The organism is Rhodovarius crocodyli, assembly GCF_004005855.1.
Taxonomy (GTDB): Bacteria; Pseudomonadota; Alphaproteobacteria; order Acetobacterales; family Acetobacteraceae; genus Rhodovarius; species Rhodovarius crocodyli.
The window spans coordinates 1-18,129 of the sequence record NZ_SACL01000005.1 but is presented as its reverse complement, the minus strand read 5'-3'; the positions used below and the strand labels follow the sequence as shown (position 1 = coordinate 18,129).

The window sequence follows — 18,129 nt, the reverse complement described above, 5'->3', positions numbered from 1 at the left end:
CGCAGGCGCGCTGCCCCTGCACCCCGCCAGGAGATAATATCGCCTGGACCTGATATCGGTTTGGCGCCTCGGCTGGATGAGCGGGGCGCCAATTTCACAGAACATCCAACGCGAAAACCTTGGCAGGAACAGCGCCAAGTCCCTGGGGTCCAGGGCCCTTGGTGGGGCCAGGGGCAAAGCCCCTGTCTTGTGCGCCGCGTCATCGCTGTATACCGTCGCCCCATGAGCATCACGCCCCCCTGAACCCCGGTTCCGGTTGATTTTTGCGCCCCCGGCCTGCCGGCGGGCGCCTTCACGCGTGTGCACTCCCTTTCTCATCCATTGCCGGCCCGCCGGGGGTCGCGACAAGGATTCCCATGTCCATCAGCCGTCTGCGTGCCGAATGGTTCGGCAGTATCCGGGGCGATATTCTGGGCGGCACCGTCGTCGCCCTGGCCCTGATCCCCGAGGCCATCGCCTTTTCCATCATCGCGGGGGTGGATCCGCGCGTGGGCCTCTATGCCTCCTTCTGCATCGCGGTCGTGATCTCCTTCGCGGGTGGCAGGCCCGCGATGATCTCGGCGGCCACGGGCGCCATGTCGCTGGTCATGACCGGGCTGGTGCGTGATCACGGGCTGCAATACCTGCTGGCCGCCTCCGTGCTGGCGGGGGTGTTCCAGATGGCGGCGGGTGCGCTGCGGCTGGGGGTGCTGATGCGCTACATCTCGGGCAGCGTGGTGTCGGGCTTCCTGAACGCGCTGGCCATCATGATCTTCGTGGCGCAGCTGCCGGAACTGACGAATGTCACGCCCGTCAGCTACGTCATGGTCGCGGCGGGGCTGGCCATCATCTACCTGTTCCCGCGCCTGACCACGGCGCTGCCGTCGCCGCTGGTGGCCATCGTGGTGCTGACCGCGATCTCCATCGCGCTTGGCCTGGATGTGCGCACGGTGAACGACCGGGGCCAGCTGCCGACCGAACTGCCCTATTTCCTCTTCCCCGACGTGCCGCTGAACTGGGAGACGCTGCGCATCATCGCGCCGTATTCGGCCACGCTGGCCATCGTGGGCCTGCTGGAATCGCTGATGACGGCGCAGGTGCTGGACGAGATGACGGACAGCAACTCCGACAAGTCCCGCGAATGCATGGGGCAGGGGCTGGCCAATGTCGTCACGCCCTTTCTGGGTGGCATGGCGGGCTGCGCGATGATCGGGCAGTCGGTCATCAATGTGCGCTCCGGCGGGCGGGGGCGGCTGTCCACCTTCTGGGCCGGCGTGTTCCTGCTGTTCCTGATCCTGGTGCTGGCGGATGTGGTGAAGCAGATCCCGATGCCGGCGCTGGTTTCCGTCATGATCATGGTCGCGATCACCACCTTCTCCTGGCCCTCGGTCCGGCAACTGCTGGTGCATCCGCGCAGTTCATCCCTGGTGATGCTGGCCACCGTCGCCACCACGCTGATCTTCCATGACCTGGCCACCGGCGTGCTGGTGGGCGTGCTTGCATCGGGCATTTCCTTCGCGCGGAAGGTGGCGCGGCTGTTCGCGGTGGAATCCGTGCTGGAGGGCGACACCCGCACCTATCGCGTCTCGGGCGAGCTGTTCTTCGCCACGGCCCCCGCCTTCGCCGAGGCCTTCGACGTGACCGAGCCCGTGGCGCGCGTCGTCATCGACGTCTCGGCCGCGCATGTGTGGGACCTGACGGCGGTGGCGGCGCTGGACCGCGTGGTGCTGCGCTTCCGCCGCCAGGGCCATCAGGTGGAGGTCATCGGGCTGAACGCCGAGAGCGAATCCCTGGTGGAGCGCCTGGCCCGGCACCGCAGGCCGGGCATGGCAGGGTAGCGGTCACACGCAAGCCTCTTGAGTGCGGGCGCCATCCGGGCCACATCGGCCCCCGCATTCCAGGAGCGCCCGCCATGAAGATCAACGGCACCTATTACCGCAGCCTGTGGCTCGACGATGACGGCTGGTCGCTGCGCATCCTGGACCAGACCCTGCTGCCCTGGCGCGTCGAGGTTCTGCGCCTGTCGAGCGCGGAGCAGGTGGCCCATGCCATCACCTCCATGCAGGTGCGTGGCGCGCCGCTGATCGGTGCCGTCGCGGCCTATGGTGTCGCCATCGCCATGCGCAGCGCGCCGCAGGACCTGGACCGCATCGTGGCCTGGCTGGGCGAGACCCGCCCCACCGCCATCAACCTGCGCTGGGCGCTGGCGCGGCTGCATGCGCGCCTGGCCCCGCTGCCGGTCGCCGAGCGCGAGGCGGCCGCCTATGCCGAGGCAGCGGCCATCGCCGATGACGATGCCGAGACCTGCCGCCTGATCGGCCAGCACGGCCTGCCGCTGCTGCAGGAGATCGCGGCCAGGAAGGGCCGGGTGAACGTGCTGACCCATTGCAACGCCGGCTGGCTGGCCACCGTGGATTACGGCACGGCGCTGTCGCCCATCTACCAGGCCTTCGACGCCGGCATCGACGTGCATGTGTGGGTGGACGAGACGCGCCCGCGCAACCAGGGTGCGGCACTCACGGCCTTTGAACTCGGCGCGCATGGCGTGCCGCACACGGTCATCGCGGACAATGCCGGCGGCCACTACATGCAGCATGGCGAGGTGGATATCTGCATCGTCGGCACCGACCGCGTGACGCGGCGCGGCGATGTGGCCAACAAGATCGGCACCTATCTGAAGGCGCTGGCCGCAGCCGACAACGAGGTTCCCTTCTGGGTGGCCCTGCCGCATTCCACGCTGGACATGCAGGTGGATGACGGCGTGAAGGAGATCCCGATCGAGGAGCGGTCCGCCGCCGAGGTGACGCATCTGACGGGCCCCGACGATGCCGGCAAGCTCACGCGCATCCAGGTGACGGCCCCGGGCAGCCGCGCCGCCAACCCGGCCTTCGACGTGACGCCGGCGCGGCTGGTGACCGGGCTGATCACGGAGCGCGGGCGCTGCGAGGCGAGCCCCGCGGGGCTGGCCGCGCTGTATCCGGACAAGGCGGCGTGAGCGACGCCCGCCGCGAGGCCCCCGCCGCCGCCCGCAACCGCGACCCCATCACCGAGGTCCTGCGCGGCATCCTGCCCGCACAGGGCACGGTGCTGGAAATCGCCAGCGGCAGCGGTGAGCACGCGGTGCATTTCGCGCGCGCCTTTCCCGGCCTGACCTTCCAGCCCAGCGACCCCGAGGCCGGGGCACGGGCCAGCATCGACGCCTGGGCCGAAGATGTGCCCAACGTCCTGCCCGCGCTGGAACTGGATGTGCTGGGCCCATGGCCCGCCCTGCGCGCCCAGGCGGTGCTGTGCATCAACATGATCCACATCGCCCCCTGGGAGGCGACGCCCGCGCTGATGGCCGGTGCCGCCGCCGTGCTGGAGCCGGGCGGGCTGCTCTATCTCTACGGCCCCTATCGCGTGGGCGGCGAGATGGTCGAGAGCAACCACAAGTTCGAAGCCTGGCTGCAGGCGCGCGACCCGCGCTTCGGCGTGCGCGCGCTGGAGGATGTGGCGGCCGAGGCCGCGCGGGTGGGTTTCGGCCCGCCCGGCGTCACGGAGATGCCGGCCAACAACCTGTCGGTGGTGTTCCGGCGGAGCGCGGCATGAGCCTCGGCATCCTGCAATGCGGCGCGCCGCCCGATTACCTCGCCTGGGCCTATGGCAGCTATGGCGAGATGAGCCGCGAGCTGCTGGCGCAGCCCGCCACGATCTTCGACGTGACCAAGGGCGAATTGCCCGAGAGCCCGACGGCCTTCTCCGCCTATCTCGTCACGGGCTCTCCGGCCGGGGTCTATGACGACCTGCCCTGGATTCCGCCGCTGATGGACTTCCTGCGCGCCGCGCGGGGCCGCGCGAAGCTGGTCGGCATCTGCTTCGGCCACCAGGCCATCGCCACCGCCTTCGGCGGTGAGGTGGTGAAGTCGCCCAAGGGCTGGGGCCTGGGCCTGCAGCGCTATCGCGTGACGGGCCAGGCGGATTGGATGGAGGCGCCGGTGGCCGAGGTCGCGGCCCCCGCCTTCCACCAGGACCAGGTGGTGCGGCCGCCCGCCGATGCGCGGGTGATGATCGAGAGCGATTTCACGCCCTATGCCGGGCTGGACTATGGCGACGCGATCTCGGTGCAGTTCCACCCGGAGTTCCGGCAGGATTTCTGCAAGGTGCTGGTCGAGGGGCTGCGCGCACGCTGGCCCGACCATGCCGACGCCGCGCTCGCCTCCTACTCCCAGCCGGACGACTGTGCCCGCGTCGGCGGCTGGATCAGGAACTTCCTCAGCCGAACTTGACGCCGCGCGGCCCGTCATCCGGGCGCTCCACGGTGAACAGCTCGGCTACCTCGACATAGTCGCGATAGCCGCAGCGGGCGATGGTGCGGGCGGCGACCATGTCGAAGCGGCCATCCTTCAGCGCCCATTCGGCGATGTGCACGCCCACCACCTGGCCGATCACCATGAAGCCGTCGGTGGGCTTTCCGTCGATGTCCGGCATTTCCATGTGGTGCACCACCTTGCACTCCATGCTGGCCGGGCTGTCGGCCACGCGGGGCGCCTTCACGATGCGGCAGGGGGCGGCTGCGATGCCGGCGGCCTCGAACTCGCTCACGCCCTCGGGCAGCGTGCCGGAGCTCGCGTTCATCGCGTCGAACAGGGTGCGGGTGGAGAGGTTGAACACGAACTCCCCGGTCGCCACCGCATTGGCGATGCTGTGCTTGAACCCTTCGGAGGTGAAGGCCAGCAGGGCAGGGCGCGAATGCACCGCGTTGAAGAAGCTGTAGGGGGCCAGGTTGCTGCGCCCCTGGGCGTCCAGCGTGGAGATCCAGCCGATCGGGCGCGGCGCCACGATGGCCTTCAGCGGGTCATGCGGCAGGCCGTGGCCCAGCTTCGGCTCGTAGAAATAGGTCATCGCATCATCCTATCAGCAGCACGCCCAGCACGGCGCCGCCCGCCAGCATCCACAGCGGTGAGCGTTTGGTGAAGAACACGACGGCGGCGGTCACCACCATGATGGCCGCCCCCACAATGGGCTGCGGCCCCCAGGCCGCGACGGCCGCCCCCCCCAGATGCAGGGCTGAGGCCGCGGCCAGGCCGATGGCCATGGGCACGAGGCCGCGTTCCGCCACCCGCAGCCAGCGCGCGCCTTCCAGCCGGCGGCGCATCGCGGCGAAGCCCAGCGCCAGCAGGAAGGCCGGGCCGCACATGGCCAGCGTCGCCCCGATGACGCCGAGCGGCCCCGCCACATGCCAGCCGAACAGCCCCACCACCAGGATGTTGGGGCCGGGCGCGGCCTGCGCCAGCGCATAGCGCCGGGCGAAGGCCGCATCATCCATCCAGCCATGCTGCTCGACGATCAGCCGGTGCATGTCCGCCAGCACCGTGGTGCCGCCGCCGACCGCCATCAGCGACAGCGGCGCGAGCCCGGTCATCAGCGCCCACAGCTCGTTCATGCGCGCTCCATCCGGGCCGTCAGGATGCCGAGCGGGCCCAGCACCAGCAGGATCCAGCCGATCGGGACATCGGCCATCGAGGCACCGAGCGCCGCCGCCAGCACGGCCCACATGGGCCAGGTGGGCCTGGACCGCCGGGCGAGCTTCAGCGCCGTGCCCAGCATCATCCCCGCCGCGCCCGCGGCCACCCCGGCCAGGGCCGCGCGCACCGTCTGCAGCTCGCCATAGCGGTCATACAGCGCGGCCAGCCCGCAGAGCAGCGAGAGCGGGCCGGCGAACATGCCCGTCACCGCAGCGATGGAGCCCGGCACCCCCGCGAATTCATGGCCGATGATGATGGCGCAGTTCATCGCATTGGGGCCGGGCAACACCTGCCCCAGCCCCAGCCGCTGCGCGTATTCGGCATCGGTCAGCCAGCCGCGCTTTTCCACCACCACATGCCGCGCCCAGGCATTGGCACCCCCGAAGCCCGAGATGCCCACCTGGAAATAGGCGGCGAAAAGCTGCGCGGCGGTGGGCACTCAGCGCGGCAGCAGCTGTTCGGTCAGCGCCACCCAATAGCTGGCGCCCATCGGCAGCATCTCGTCGTTGAAGTCGAATTTCGGGTGGTGCAGCGACGGGTCGTTCGCCGTGCGGCCGGTGCCCATCATGATGTAGCTGCCGGGCTTGGCGTTCAGCATGAAGCTGAAATCCTCGGCACCCATGGTGGGCTTTTCCATGTGCTTCACCCGCGCGGCGCCGGCCACCGCCTCGGCCGCCTTGATGGTCAGCTGCGTGCTGGCGGCGTCGTTGATGGTGGCGGGATAGGCGCGCTTGAATTCGGCGGTGGCGGTGGCGCCGAAGGCCTCCGCGATCTTGGGCACCATGGACAGGAAGCGGGATTCCAGCAGGTCCCCCACCTCCGGGCGGAACCAGCGGCCGGTGCCCTGCATGGTCACGGTGCCGGGGATGACGTTGTAGGTGAAGCCGCCCTTGATGTGGCCGATGGTGATGACCCCGGCTTCCACCGGCTCCACGTTGCGCGCCACGATGGATTGCAGGCCCTGCACGATGGCGGCCGCGACCACGATGGGGTCCACGCCCTCATGCGGCATGGCGCCGTGCGCGCCCTTGCCGGTGATCTCGACCTCCAGGTTCGAGACGGCCGCCATGATGGGGCCTTCGCGCCACTGGAACTCACCGGCCGGCAGGCCGGGCCAGTTGTGCATGCCGAACACCCGGTCCACCGGGAACTTCTCGAACAGTCCATCGGCGACCATGACCCCGCCGCCGGCCAGGTTCTCCTCGGCGGGCTGGAAGATCAGTACGACGGAGCCCGAGAAATTGCGCGTCTCGGCCAGATACTTCGCGGCACCGAGCAGCATGGTGGTGTGCCCGTCATGCCCGCAGGCGTGCATCTTGCCCGAGGTCTGGCTGGCATAGGCAGCGCCCGTCTGCTCCTCGATCGGCAGCGCGTCCATGTCCGCGCGCAGGCCGATGGCCCGGCCGTTCGGCCCGCCCTGGCCATGGATCACGGCGACCACGCCGGTCTTGGAGAAACCCTCCACCACCTGGTCGCAGCCGAAATCCCGCAGCTTCTGCGCGACGATGCCGGCGGTGCGGTGCTCCTCGAAGCCCAACTCCGGGTGCATGTGGAAATCCTGCCGCCAGGCGGTCATTTCCGGGTGGAATTCGGCGATGCGGTTGATGATGGGCATGGGTCTCAGTCTCCGGTTGGAGAAAACGTAGCGCGAAGCCCCGCGTCCAGCGAGATGGGGTCGATGCCCAGGATCGCGCGCATGGGGGCGATGTCGAAGGCCTTGTCCTCGGTCAGGCGGCGGATTTCCTCGGGCCGGATGCGCGGCAGGCCGGGCAGCAGCGTCAGCGGTGATGCGGCGATCAGCAGTCCGGCCGGAATGGGCAGCACCGGGCGCGGCGTGAAGCCCGCGGCGCGGGCGATGGCCGCGCAGAATTCGCGATAGGGGACGGCCTGGGGCCCCGCCACCACGATGGCGCCCTGGCCATGCCCCGCCAGCGCCGAGAGGATCGCCCGCGTCAGGTCGGACTGATGGATCGGCTGCACCAGGTTGTGCCCGCCCCCGGGCAGGGGCAGCAGCGGCAGGCGCCGCATCAGCGCGGCCAGGCGCTGCACATTATCCTCGCCCTGCGCGCCGTAGATCATGGTGGGGTGCAGGATGACGCCGGAGCGGCCGGAGGAGAGCAGCGCGGCCTCGCCTGCCTTCACCCCGTCGCCATGCGCGTCGGCCCAGCGGGAAAACCGGCGCGTGGAGCCCAGGAACACATAGCGCGCGGCCACCGGCCCGGCGGCCAGGATGTCACCGGCATGGCGGGCATGGGCGCAGTTCACCACCAGCGTGGCATCGGCCAGGGCTGCGCGCAGTGTCTCGGGCGACGTCAGGTCGGCCACGCGCGCGGGATGCGCCGGGATGCCCAGCGCCGCCCATTTGGCCGCATCCCGCACCACAGGCACGGCCCGGCCCCCCAGCACCCGGCACAGCGCCGCGCCGGAGCGCCCGGAGGCACCGATCACATGGACCGGATCATTCACCGCAAGGCGTCAGGAACCGCAGATCCGCCCCTTCCGGCGCCTGGTTCACCTGCTCGAACACCAGCCGGTCCCAGCCGCGCTTGGGCTTCACGGGCGGCGTCCAGGCGGCGCGGCGGGCGGCCATGGTCGCCTCGTCCACCAGCAGGTCCAGCGTGCGGTCCTTCACCGACAGCCGCACGCGGTCCCCCGTCTCGGCAAAGGCCAGCGGCCCGCCGGCCGCGGCCTCGGGCGAGATGTGCAGCACCACCGTGCCGAAGGCGGTGCCGGACATGCGGCAATCGCTCATCCGCACCATGTCCTTCACGCCGGCCCGCGCCAGCTTGCGCGGGATGGGCAGGTAGCCGGCCTCCGGCATGCCGGCGGGCGAGAGCGGCCCGGCATTCTTCAGGATCATGATGGTGTTCGCGTCGACGGCCAGGTTCTCGTCGTCGATACGGCGCGCCAGGTCCTCGACGCCGTCGAACACCATGCAGGTCGCCTCATGCTCGAACAGGGCAGGGGTGGCGGCGCTGCGCTTCAGGATCGCGCCATCCGGCGCCAGCGAGCCATAGAGCGCGACCAGCCCGCCCACCGGCGTCACGGGATTGTCGAAGGCCTTGATATAGGTGCGGTCGACGAAATGGCTGCCGTCGCCGATGCGCTCGGCCAGCGTCAGGCCGTGCACGTCCACGGTGTCCAGGTGCAGCAGGCCCCGCAGCTCCCACAGCAGGGCGCGCATGCCGCCCGCGAAGTGGAAGTCCTCCATATAGCCCTCGCCGGTGGGCTTCAGGTCCACCAGCACCGGCGTCTCCTCGCTCATCGCGTCCAGGCGCTTCAGGTCCAGCTTCAGCCCGGCGCGGCCGGCGATGGCCGCCAGATGCACCACGGCATTGGTGGACCCGCCGAGGGCCAGCAGCACGCGCATCGCATTCTCCAGCGACTTGAGCGTGACGATCTCGCTGGGGCGGCGCTTCAGGCCCGTGGCCAGGCGCCCCGCTTCCTCGGCGATGCGCAGGCGGTCGGCATGCACGGCGGGGGCGGAGGCACCCTCCAGCGGCATGAAGCCCAGCGTGGCTGCGATGCAGGCCATGGTGCTGGCCGTGCCCATCACGCCGCAGGTGCCGGCCGTGACCGCCAGGGCGTTCTCCACCTCGTTGATCCGCGCCTCCGTCACGTCACCCGCGCGGTAGCGCGCCCAATACCGCCTGCAGTCGGTGCAGGCGGCCAGGCGCTCACCCTGATAGCGGTTGGCGCTCATCGGGCCGGTCACGACCATCACGGCGGGCACGTCGGCGCTGATGGCGGCCATCAGCTGGGCCGGCACCGTCTTGTCGCAGCCGCCGATCAGCACGACCGAATCCATCGGCTGGGCGGAGACCATGGCCTCCGTGTCCAGCGCCATCAGGTTGCGGTAGTGCATGGAGCACGGGTTCAGCACCGGCTCGCACAGGCTGACGGTGGGGAAGGCCAGCGGCAGCCCGCCCGAGAGCATGACACCGCGCTTAACCGCGTCGATCAGGTCTGGCACGGAGCGGTGGCAGTTGTTCAGGTCCGACGCGGTATCGACCACGCCTACCGTGGTGCGCGACAGCGCATCGCGCGTGTACCCCATGGAGGCAGCGAAGGAGCGGCGCAGATAGAGGGCAAATTCCCTGTCGCCGTAATTGGCGGCGTTCTTTCCGAGTCCCTTCGGTTCTGCGTCGCTCATGGCTGCGTTCTCCCTATTCCGGCTGTACCCCCGCGCGGGCCAGCAATTCCCTGAACGTCACCAAGTCACGCTCAATGCGCGCGCGCAAGGGGGGACCGCCGAGTTCGGCCGCGGGCACCGGGGCGAAGCCGTTCTGCGCCAGGACCTCGCGGGCGGCGGGCTCGGCGAAGGTTTCCGCCAGCGCGCTGCGCAGCCGGTCCAGGATGGGGTCGGGGATGCCCTTGGGGCCCAGCATGGCGTACCAGCCGGAAATGCCGAAGCCCGGATAGCCCTGCTCCGCGATGGTGGGCAGGTCGGGCAGCTGGTCGGTGCGGGTGGGGTTGGCCACGCCCAGCGCGCGCAGCCGGCCCTCGCTCAGATGCGCCTTGCCGGCGCCCAGCAGCATCAGCATGCAGTCGATGCGCCCCGCGATCACGTCGGTCAGCGCCGGCGGGCTGCTGGTATAGGGAACATGCAGCATGTCCGCACCCGCGCGGCGCAGCAGCTCCACCATCGGCAGATGACCCGTGCCGCCCACGCCCCAGCTGGCATAGGTCAGCTCACCGGGCCGCGCCTTGGCGGCGGCGAGCAGTTCATCCAGCGAGCGCCAGCGCGGGTTGGCGACCAGGAGTGCCACCGTGTCCACCAGCACGGAGACATGGGAGAAATCCTCGACCGGGTTGAAGCCCGGGTTGCGCACCACCTGGGGCGCGATGGTCATGCCCGCCACGGTGCCCAGCAGCAGGGTGTGGCCGTCCGGGCGCGCGGCCTTCACATAGCGGCTGGCGAGGGTGGAGGAGCCGCCGGGGCGGTTGTCCATCACGAAGCTGCCGCCCAGCCGCGACTGCAGCCCCTGCTGCAGGATCCGGCCCAGCAGGTCCGACGCGCTGCCCGCCGCATAGGGCACGACGACCGAGACGGGCTGCCCCGCCGGCCAGGGCGCCTGTGCCAGGGCCGGGGTGGCGAGAAGGGCGGGTGAGGCGAGCAGCAGGCGGCGGGTTGTCATGGCGGGCTCCGGAATGTCAGACAAAGTGTGTTCCGGCTGGGCGCGTCGTGCAAGCGCGGGATGCGGTATCCTGATACCACAGCAAAAAATCCAGGCTTTCGCTTGACCTGCGGGCGGTCAGCGGGCATATCGCGCCCCGATAGTTCCTGGCGAAAGACCATGCTTCAGACTCAGACCAAATCCATCAAGCCCGCCGAAGTGCAGAAGGGCTGGGTGGTCGTGAATGCCGAGGGCCTGATCCTCGGCCGTCTCGCGACCATCATCGCGAACCGCCTGCGCGGCAAGCACAAGGCCACCTTCACCCCGCACGTCGATTGCGGCGACCATGTGATCGTGGTCAACGCCGACAAGGTGCGCGTGACCGGCAAGAAGGCCGAGCAGTCCGTGTTCTACTGGCACACGGGTTATGCCGGCGGCATCAAGGGCCGCACCGTGACGGAGCGCCTGGCCGGCAAGCACCCCGAGAGCGTGATCGAGAAGGCCGTCGAGCGCATGATCACGCGCGGTCCCCTCGGCCGCAAGCAGATGAAGAACCTGCACGTTTACGTCGGTTCCGAGCACCCGCACGCCGGCGCCCAGCCGGTCGAGCTGGACGTGGCCTCGATGAACCGCAAGAACGTGGCTGCGGCCAAGTAAGGATCGGCTGAGATCATGAGCGAACAGACTTCCGCCACCTCGCTGGCCGACCTGAAGACCCTGGTGACGACGGCCCCCGCCGGCACCGAGGCCGTGAAGCGTGAACCCAAGCGCGATGCGCAGGGCCGCGCCTATGCCACCGGCAGCCGCAAGAACGCCGTGGCCCGCGTGTGGATCAAGCCCGGCAAGGGCGAGATCTCCATCAACGGTGAGCCGCAGAGCAAGTACTTCGCGCGCCCCGTGCTGCGGATGATCATCACCCAGCCTTTCCTGGTGGCCGACCGCTACCAGGCCTTCGACGTGGTCTGCACGGTCAAGGGCGGCGGTCTCTCCGGCCAGGCGGGCGCCGTGCGCCACGGCATCAGCCGCGCCCTGTCCAACTACGAGCCCGAGCTGCGCGGCATCCTGAAGAAGGCCGGGTTCCTGACCCGCGACAGCCGTGCGGTCGAGCGTAAGAAGTACGGTAAGGCCAAGGCCCGACGCAGCTTCCAGTTCAGCAAGCGCTGACGCCAGCGGACCGGCGTCACGCGCCGGTTCTCTACGACCGATATCCGGGAAGGGCGGGTCCGCAGGGACCCGCCCTTTTCTTCGTTCCGCCTCTTGCAATCCCACCCTCCCACCGGCCAACTGGCCATCAAAGGAGACACAGTTCCATGTCGCACAGCGTGTTCATCGACGGCGAATCCGGCACCACGGGGCTGCAGATCCGCGAGCGTCTGGCGCGCCTGCCGCACATCACCGTGCGCTCCATCGCGCCGGAACTGCGCAAGGATGCCGAGGCCAAGCGCGCCCTGATGGCCGAGGTGGATGTGGTCATCCTGTGCCTGCCCGATGACGCGGCGAAGGAAGCCTCCGCGATGGCCGACAGCCTGGGCGACAAGGCGCCCCGGCTGCTCGACGCCTCCACCGCCCATCGCATCCATCCGGGCTGGGTCTATGGCATGCCCGAGCTCTCGCCCGCCCAGGCCAAGGCGATCGCGGCCGCGCAGCGCGTGGCCAACCCCGGCTGCTATCCCACCGGCGCCATCCTGATGCTGAAGCCGCTGGTGGATGCGGGGCTGCTGCCCGCCGACTATCCCGTCAGCGTCAACGCCGTGTCGGGCTACACCGGCGGCGGCAAGGCGATGGTCGAGCTGTACGAAAGCCGCAAGGGCAATGACTTCGAGCTGTACGGCCTGGGCTTCGCGCACAAGCACGTGCCCGAGCTGCAGCATTATTCGGGGCTCACGCGGCGGCCGATCTTCATCCCCTCCGTCGCCGATTATGCCCAGGGCATGATCGACAGCATCCCGCTGCACCTCGACACCCTGCCGGGCAGGCCCTCGGGCGCCGACATCCTGGCCTGCATCGCCAGGCATCACGAGGGCAGCGAGTATGTCACCGTCCTGCGCGGCGACGCGAAGGACCGGCTGGAGCCGCAGGCGCTGAACAACACCAACAACATCGAGCTGCGGGTGTATTTCAGCGAGGAGCACCAGCAGGCGCTGCTCGTCTCGCGCTACGACAACCTGGGCAAGGGCGCCTCGGGCGCCGCCGTGCAGAATCTGGGCGTCATGCTGGGCGTGCCGGTCGAGACGAAGCTGGCGGCGTGAGCGGCCCGCTCTTTCCCTTCGAGGGCAAGACCCCGGTGGTGGACCCCACCGCCTGGGTCGCGCCCACGGCGGCCGTCATCGGCGACGTCACGCTCGGGCCGGGCGCCAATGTCTGGTACAATTGCGTGCTGCGCGGCGACACCGACCGCATCGTGGTGGGTGCGCGCAGCAACATCCAGGACGGCACCATCGTGCATGTCACGGCCGGACGCCTGCCCACCCTGATCGGTGAGGATGTGACGATCGGCCATGCCGCCATCATCCATGCCTGCACCCTGCATGACAGGGCGTTCATCGGCATGGGCGCCACGGTGCTGGACGGCGCGGTGGTGGAGGAAGGCGGCGTGCTCGCCGCAGGCTCGGTATTGCCGCCCGGCAAGCGGGTGGGCCGCATGGAACTGTGGATGGGCAACCCCGCCAAGCTGGTGCAGGTGCTGACGGAGGAGCGCCGCGCGGGCTTCGACCGCACCGCCCCGAGCTATGTCGCCCTGGCGCAGCGGCACCGTAACAGCCTGTAACTTTTCCGTGGCCGTTCCGTATGTTGCGCGAAACGGCCGCCACGCCCACATTCGGGGCCGCAGGAGGATGTTCACATGCGCCTAACTCTCGCCGCCCTCGCGTTGCTGCCCGTCGTGGCCTGCGCGCCCCTGACCCCGCCGGGGCCCACCGCCACGCTGCCGGCCGATGCCGTTGTGGGTGCGGGCGACCCCACGCAGGCGGCCATCTACAATGTGGCCTACGGCTTCAACAATCCGGGCGCGCTGAGGGACCCGGCGGCGGCCGCGCGCGCGGCGGCCAACATGGAATACCTGGCCACCAGCCTGCCGCAGGACCCGCGCTTCACCTTCCTGGGCCCGGAAGTGACGCAGCTCGCCTCCGCCCGGGCGGAGCTGCGCGGCGCGCTCGGCATCGCATCCGACGCCGATCCGCAGCTGGTGGTGGATGGGCTGTACGGGGCCTCTCGTGCGCTGCGCGCCCGTGATGGCGCCGGGGCGGCCCAGGCGCTGTCGCCGGCCGCCTTCCCGCAGCCGGCCGCGACCGTCCAGCGCCTGGCGGCCCTGCCGCCGCTGCCGCTGACCGCCGCCGCGGCCTCCGCCACCGAGCGCTCGCTTCAGCGCCAGCAGATCGACCGGCAGCAGAGCCGGCAGTCCCCCGCGCGTTGATCGGGCGCCCACTCCTCCTCGCGGTGCTGATGCTCGGCACCGCGGGCTGCGCCGAGATGCAGCGCCGGCCGACGCCCCCGCCGGGGGCGTTGTCCGTGCCGGGCGACCCGGTGCGCGGGCAGACCGAGGCGCTCGTCAACGCCTTCGGCGATGGCGGCACGGCGCTGAACGATCATCCCGCCTCCATGGCCCTGGCCGTCGCGCGGAATGAACAGGTGCTGATCTGGCTCGACCAGGATCCGCGCTTCAACTCCTTCTCCGAGACCATCCGGCAGCAGCTGGAAGGGGCGAGCCGCGAGCAGCGGGCGGCGCTGGGCATTGCCGAGGACGTGCCGCGGCCCCGCGTGGTGGCCGGGCTGCTGGCCACGCGCCGTGCCCTGCTGGCCAGTGACGAGGCCGCGGCGCGCAATGCCATGGCGGGCTTCAGCAATCCCGAGGGCCTGCCGCCGCTTCAGCGCCTGGCCCGGATGGGCGGGCTGCCGCAATCGGCCATCGCCAGCTCTCTGCTGAGAGAGGAAGTGACGCGGCTGGATGCGGAGAATGCCTGGCGCGGCCTGCGCGGTTCCGAGACGGCGGCCACCGCCATCACGACCCAGGGCCTGGGCGGCAACACCGACCGCTGAATTGAAGCAGCTGAACTGAAGCCGCTGAATTGAAAACGCCCCGGCCTTTCGGCCGGGGCGCTTCGTTTCTTCCGGTGTGGAAGCGGGCTTCAGGCCGTCTGGCCGGTGGTCAGGCCACCCTTTTCCATCAGCTCCTCGACCACGTCCCAAGCCACCAGCTTGTTCAGGAAGTTGTCCAGGTAGTTCGGGCGCACATTGCGGAAATCCAGGTAGTAGGCGTGCTCCCACACGTCCGCGCCCAGGATCGGCGTGCCCTCGCCGGTGGAGATCGGGTTCGCGCCGTTGGCGGTCTTGGTCACCTTCAGCTTGCCGCTGGCGTCCAGGATCAGCCACGCCCAGCCGGAGCCGAACTGCGTCACGCCGGCCTGCTTGAAGGCTTCCTTGAAGGCGGCCAGGCCACCCAGGTCGCTGTCGATCTTGGCGGCCAGCTTGGCCGGCAGCTTGTCGCCGCCGCCCGACGGGCTCATCACCTGCCAGAACAGGACATGGTTCCAGTGCTGACCGGCCTGGTTCAGCACGGGCAGGCCATCGGCGCCGGCGCGGCCGGCCTCGGCCACGATGGTCTCCAGCGACTTGCCGGCCAGGCCCTTGGACTCGATCAGCCCGTTCAGCGCCGTCACATAGGCGTTGTGGTGCTTGCCGTGGTGCAGTTCCAGGGTCTCCTGGCACATGCCGTTGGCGGCCAGCGCGCTGGTGGAATAACCGAGGGAGGGGAGGGTAAAGGCCATGCTGTCTCTCCTTGAGGAAGCTGACGGGAAGATGAGGGGCGGGTGGCAAGCCGTCAACCAAGGCGGTAATCGGTTCTGATGGCTGAAAGCCTCTCACCCCTGGGCGCCTATGTGCGCCAGCACGAACCCGAGCGTTTCTTCACGGCCCTGTTCGCGCCGCCGGAGAAGCGAGACGCCGTCTTCGCCCTTGCCGGCCTGCACCATGAACTGGGGCGGGCGCGGGAGGTTGCGTCCAACCCCATGATCGCGGCCATCCGCCTGCAATGGTGGCGCGACGCGATCGAGGAGGCCGCCGCCGGCAAGCCCGCCCGCAAGCATGAGGTGGCAGAGCCCCTGCACGCCGCCATCACGGCGGGCCGGCTGGACCCCGCGGACCTGCTGGCCATGGCCGATGCGCGTGAGGCGGAGCTGGAGGAGGAAGGCATCCCCACCGCCTCGGCCTTCGCGGCCTATCTGCGCGGTGCCCATGGCGGGCTGGCGGTGGCCACCGGCCGGTTGCTGGGCGCCTCGGGGCCTGACCTGCTGGCGCTGCAGGAATACGGCGCGGCCCAGGGGCTGGCGGCACTGCTGCGCAACCTGGGCAGCCTTGCCGCGCGGGGCCGCTGCCTGTTGCCGCTGGACCTGCTGGCCGAGGCAGGGCTGACGCTTGAGGAAGCGATGGCGGACCCTGCGGCGCTGGAGCCTGTGGCGCGCCGGCTGGCGGGGGATGCGCTGGCGCGGCTGCCCGCGCCGCGCCGCTGGCCGCGCCCGCTGCTGGCGGCTGCCCTGCCGGCCATCGCGGCCCGGCGGGACCTGCGGCGCCTGGCCTCCGGCAGCCCCTTGCCGCCGGGTGCCGGCAGCCGCCTGCCCATGCTGTGGGGCTGGCTCCTGGCGCGTGCATGAAAGCGGTCACTTCCGCGTCATTGTTGCACCACAATCATCCGTTTAAACCATCCCTGCGCCCGGACATGCGGCGCGGCCTTGAGGAGTCTGGCCTATGGCCCGGTATCTGGTAAGCGGCGGCGCCGGCTATGTCGGCAGCCACGTGGTTCTCGCCTTGCTCGATCGCGGCGATGAAGTGGTGGTCCTCGACAATCTGAGCACCGGTCACCGGGCCGCCGTCCCGGCCCAGGTCACGCTCTGCGAGGTCGACCTGGCCAACCCCCGCGCCGTGGACGAGGTGCTGGCGGGCTGGAAGTTCGATGCCGTGTTCCACATGGCCGCGCTCTCCCTGGTGGGGGAGAGCATGAAGGAGCCGCTGCGCTACATCCGCACCAATGTCGGCAACTCGATCAACCTGGCCGAAGCCGCCATCAAGGCCAATGTGAAGCGCTTCGTGTTCAGCTCCACCGCCGCCATCTTCGGCGTGCCCCGCAGCACCCCCATCCCCGAGAACGCCGCCGCCGAGCCGGTGAACCCGTATGGCGAAAGCAAGCTGATGGTCGAGCAGGCACTGGCCTGGGCCGAGAGCGCGCACGGGCTGCGCAGCGCCTGCCTGCGCTATTTCAACGCCGCCGGCGCCGACCCGAAGGGCCGCGCCGGTGAGGATCACACGCCTGAGACGCACCTCATCCCGCGCGCCATCCTGGCCACGCTGGGCCGCGAGACGCCGGTGACGGTGTTCGGCACCGACTACGACACGCCCGACGGCACGGCCGTGCGCGACTATGTTCACGTGACCGACCTGGCGGCGGCGCATCTGGCCGTGCTGCCGCGGCTGGAGGAAGGCTCCGTCGCCTACAACATCGGTAACGGGCGCGGCTATTCCGTGAAGGAGGTCATTGCCTCGCTGGAGCGTGTCTCCGGCCGGCATGTGCCCCACACGCTGGGCGAGCGGCGCGAGGGCGACCCCCCGGCGCTGGTCGCGGGTTCCGAACGGCTGCGCGGCGAGACGGGCTGGGTGCCGAGGCTGGATGCGCTGGACGACATCGTGAAGACGGCCTGGGCCTGGCACCTGGCCAACCCCGACGGCTACGCCACGCGCCAGCGCCAGGCGGCATGACCGACCCCTGGCAGGCGTTCGGCGCGGCGGCCTCGCCCGCGCCATGGCATGATCTGTACCCGGCGTCCATGCCCGACGGGCGCGTGCTGGAACTGCCGATCCGCGACTACGGCGATGTGGGCGTCACCGGGCTGATCGCCAACCAGGCGAGCTTTCCGGTGGTGCGGGCGCTGTCCGGCTGGATGGCCGATGCCGCGCGGGCGCTGTCGCCCGAGGTGGTGCTGGGCCTTCCCACGCTGGGCCAGGTCTTCGCCCCCCAGGTCGCGGAAATGCTGGGCCACACCAACTGGGTGCCCGCAGGCTACACCCGCAAGCGCTGGTATGAGGATGCGCTGAGCGTTCCCATCAGCTCCTCGACCGGGCCGGGCGAGAGGCGGCTGTGGCTGGACCCGCGCGTCGCGCACCGGCTGCGCGGGCGGCGTGTGCTGCTGGTCGATGATGTGATCTCGACCGGCACCTCCGCCGTGGCGGGGCTGGCGCTGCTGGCATTGCTCGGCATCAGGCCGGTCGCGCTGTCGGTCGCGCTGGCGCAGGGTGACCGCTGGCTGTCCGGATGGCCGGCCGATGTGCCGGTGACGGCGGCCTTCGCCACGCCCCTGCTGGAGCGCATCGGGACGGGCTGGCGGGAGAGGGAGGGCAGCAGGCCCTCCGTGCTGAGCCCTTGAGGCTGTTCCCTGCTCGTCCTAGGAAACCGTTCAACTTCCCTGTGAAACCGAGAGGCACGCGGTGACGATCCTTCTGACAGGCGGCTTCGGCTTCATCGGTTCCGCGGTGGTGCGGCGTCT

Annotated in this window: 21 protein-coding genes; 13 read left to right on the top strand and 8 right to left on the bottom strand. The window is 70.1% G+C overall.

Features of this window, described 5'->3' with window-relative positions; genetic code table 11:
- Positions 1–356 precede the first annotated feature (356 nt).
- The 4 genes from EOD42_RS15005 (at position 357) to EOD42_RS14990 (ending at position 4,244) form a co-directional block, all read left to right on the top strand.
- Positions 357–1,817: a SulP family inorganic anion transporter gene (locus tag EOD42_RS15005; protein WP_127788378.1), complete on the top strand. Its 1,461-nt coding sequence runs from the start codon at positions 357–359 to the stop codon at positions 1,815–1,817.
- Between the two features lie 74 nt (positions 1,818–1,891).
- The gene (mtnA, locus tag EOD42_RS15000) at positions 1,892–2,974 is read left to right on the top strand and encodes an S-methyl-5-thioribose-1-phosphate isomerase (protein ID WP_127788377.1); all 1,083 of its coding nucleotides are present in this window, start codon (positions 1,892–1,894) and stop codon (positions 2,972–2,974) included.
- Positions 2,971–3,567, top strand: coding sequence for a DUF938 domain-containing protein (locus EOD42_RS14995; RefSeq protein ID WP_127788376.1), 597 nt, complete (start codon positions 2,971–2,973; stop codon positions 3,565–3,567). The genes mtnA and EOD42_RS14995 overlap by 4 nt, the downstream gene beginning before the upstream one ends.
- On the top strand, positions 3,564–4,244 hold the full coding sequence (locus tag EOD42_RS14990) for a type 1 glutamine amidotransferase (RefSeq protein ID WP_127788375.1): 681 nt from the start codon (positions 3,564–3,566) through the stop codon (positions 4,242–4,244). Before EOD42_RS14995 ends, EOD42_RS14990 begins: the two co-directional genes overlap by 4 nt.
- Here EOD42_RS14990 and EOD42_RS14985 read toward each other — a convergent pair.
- Genes EOD42_RS14985 through EOD42_RS14955 form a run of 7 tightly spaced genes read right to left on the bottom strand, consistent with a single transcriptional unit; the run spans position 4,231 to position 10,621 of the window.
- Entirely contained in the window at positions 4,231–4,860 is a 630-nt protein-coding gene (locus EOD42_RS14985; RefSeq protein ID WP_127788374.1) for a flavin reductase family protein, read from the bottom strand. The two genes, EOD42_RS14990 and EOD42_RS14985, sit on opposite strands and share 14 nt — an antisense overlap.
- A 4-nt stretch (positions 4,861–4,864) precedes the next feature.
- Positions 4,865–5,401 carry a chromate transporter gene (locus tag EOD42_RS14980; protein WP_127788373.1) on the bottom strand — a complete coding sequence of 179 codons (537 nt, stop codon included), beginning with the start codon at positions 5,399–5,401 and terminating at the stop codon, positions 4,865–4,867.
- Positions 5,398–5,922, bottom strand: a complete 525-nt coding sequence (locus tag EOD42_RS14975; protein WP_127788372.1) for a chromate transporter — start codon at positions 5,920–5,922, stop codon at positions 5,398–5,400. Before EOD42_RS14975 ends, EOD42_RS14980 begins: the two co-directional genes overlap by 4 nt.
- Positions 5,923–7,098 (bottom strand): M20 aminoacylase family protein, encoded by a 1,176-nt coding sequence (locus EOD42_RS14970; protein ID WP_127788371.1) that lies wholly within the window; start codon positions 7,096–7,098, stop codon positions 5,923–5,925. It lies immediately after the preceding gene.
- A gap of 5 nt (positions 7,099–7,103) precedes the next feature.
- Entirely contained in the window at positions 7,104–7,949 is an 846-nt protein-coding gene (locus EOD42_RS14965) for an NAD(P)H-binding protein (protein WP_127788370.1), read from the bottom strand.
- Entirely contained in the window at positions 7,942–9,636 is a 1,695-nt protein-coding gene (locus tag EOD42_RS14960; protein ID WP_127788369.1) for a dihydroxy-acid dehydratase, read from the bottom strand. Before EOD42_RS14960 ends, EOD42_RS14965 begins: the two co-directional genes overlap by 8 nt.
- 13 nt (positions 9,637–9,649) lie before the next feature.
- Positions 9,650–10,621 (bottom strand): Bug family tripartite tricarboxylate transporter substrate binding protein, encoded by a 972-nt coding sequence (locus EOD42_RS14955; RefSeq protein ID WP_127788368.1) that lies wholly within the window; start codon positions 10,619–10,621, stop codon positions 9,650–9,652.
- 159 nt (positions 10,622–10,780) lie between these two features.
- On the opposite strand from EOD42_RS14955, the gene rplM reads away from it, so the two are divergent.
- The 6 genes from rplM to EOD42_RS14925 all read left to right on the top strand — a co-directional run bounded on the left by rplM (position 10,781) and on the right by EOD42_RS14925 (position 14,635).
- A complete protein-coding gene (gene rplM / locus EOD42_RS14950; protein ID WP_127788367.1) occupies positions 10,781–11,257 on the top strand; it encodes a 50S ribosomal protein L13 in 477 nt (158 codons plus the stop codon).
- A gap of 15 nt (positions 11,258–11,272) precedes the next feature.
- On the top strand, positions 11,273–11,764 hold the full coding sequence (rpsI, locus tag EOD42_RS14945) for a 30S ribosomal protein S9 (protein WP_127788366.1): 492 nt from the start codon (positions 11,273–11,275) through the stop codon (positions 11,762–11,764).
- 146 nt (positions 11,765–11,910) lie between these two features.
- Positions 11,911–12,849 carry an N-acetyl-gamma-glutamyl-phosphate reductase gene (argC, locus tag EOD42_RS14940; protein ID WP_127788365.1) on the top strand — a complete coding sequence of 313 codons (939 nt, stop codon included), beginning with the start codon at positions 11,911–11,913 and terminating at the stop codon, positions 12,847–12,849.
- Positions 12,846–13,367 (top strand): gamma carbonic anhydrase family protein, encoded by a 522-nt coding sequence (locus EOD42_RS14935; protein WP_127788364.1) that lies wholly within the window; start codon positions 12,846–12,848, stop codon positions 13,365–13,367. Before argC ends, EOD42_RS14935 begins: the two co-directional genes overlap by 4 nt.
- 75 nt (positions 13,368–13,442) lie before the next feature.
- The gene (locus tag EOD42_RS14930) at positions 13,443–14,012 is read left to right on the top strand and encodes a hypothetical protein (protein WP_127788363.1); all 570 of its coding nucleotides are present in this window, start codon (positions 13,443–13,445) and stop codon (positions 14,010–14,012) included.
- 29 nt (positions 14,013–14,041) lie between these two features.
- On the top strand, positions 14,042–14,635 hold the full coding sequence (locus EOD42_RS14925) for a hypothetical protein (protein WP_127788362.1): 594 nt from the start codon (positions 14,042–14,044) through the stop codon (positions 14,633–14,635).
- Between the two features lie 89 nt (positions 14,636–14,724).
- On the opposite strand, the gene EOD42_RS14920 is transcribed toward EOD42_RS14925, so the two are convergent.
- The gene (locus EOD42_RS14920) at positions 14,725–15,363 is read right to left on the bottom strand and encodes a superoxide dismutase (protein WP_127788361.1); all 639 of its coding nucleotides are present in this window, start codon (positions 15,361–15,363) and stop codon (positions 14,725–14,727) included.
- Positions 15,364–15,441: 78 nt separating this feature from the next.
- Here EOD42_RS14920 and EOD42_RS14915 point away from each other — a divergent pair, with 78 nt between their 5' ends.
- The 3 genes from EOD42_RS14915 (at position 15,442) to EOD42_RS14905 (ending at position 18,009) form a co-directional block, all read left to right on the top strand.
- Positions 15,442–16,245, top strand: coding sequence for a phytoene/squalene synthase family protein (locus EOD42_RS14915; RefSeq protein WP_127788360.1), 804 nt, complete (start codon positions 15,442–15,444; stop codon positions 16,243–16,245).
- A 94-nt stretch (positions 16,246–16,339) separates the two neighbouring features.
- Positions 16,340–17,344 (top strand): UDP-glucose 4-epimerase GalE, encoded by a 1,005-nt coding sequence (galE, locus tag EOD42_RS14910; protein WP_127788359.1) that lies wholly within the window; start codon positions 16,340–16,342, stop codon positions 17,342–17,344.
- A complete protein-coding gene (locus EOD42_RS14905; protein WP_127788358.1) occupies positions 17,341–18,009 on the top strand; it encodes a phosphoribosyltransferase in 669 nt (222 codons plus the stop codon). The genes galE and EOD42_RS14905 overlap by 4 nt, the downstream gene beginning before the upstream one ends.
- Positions 18,010–18,129: the final 120 nt, after the last annotated feature.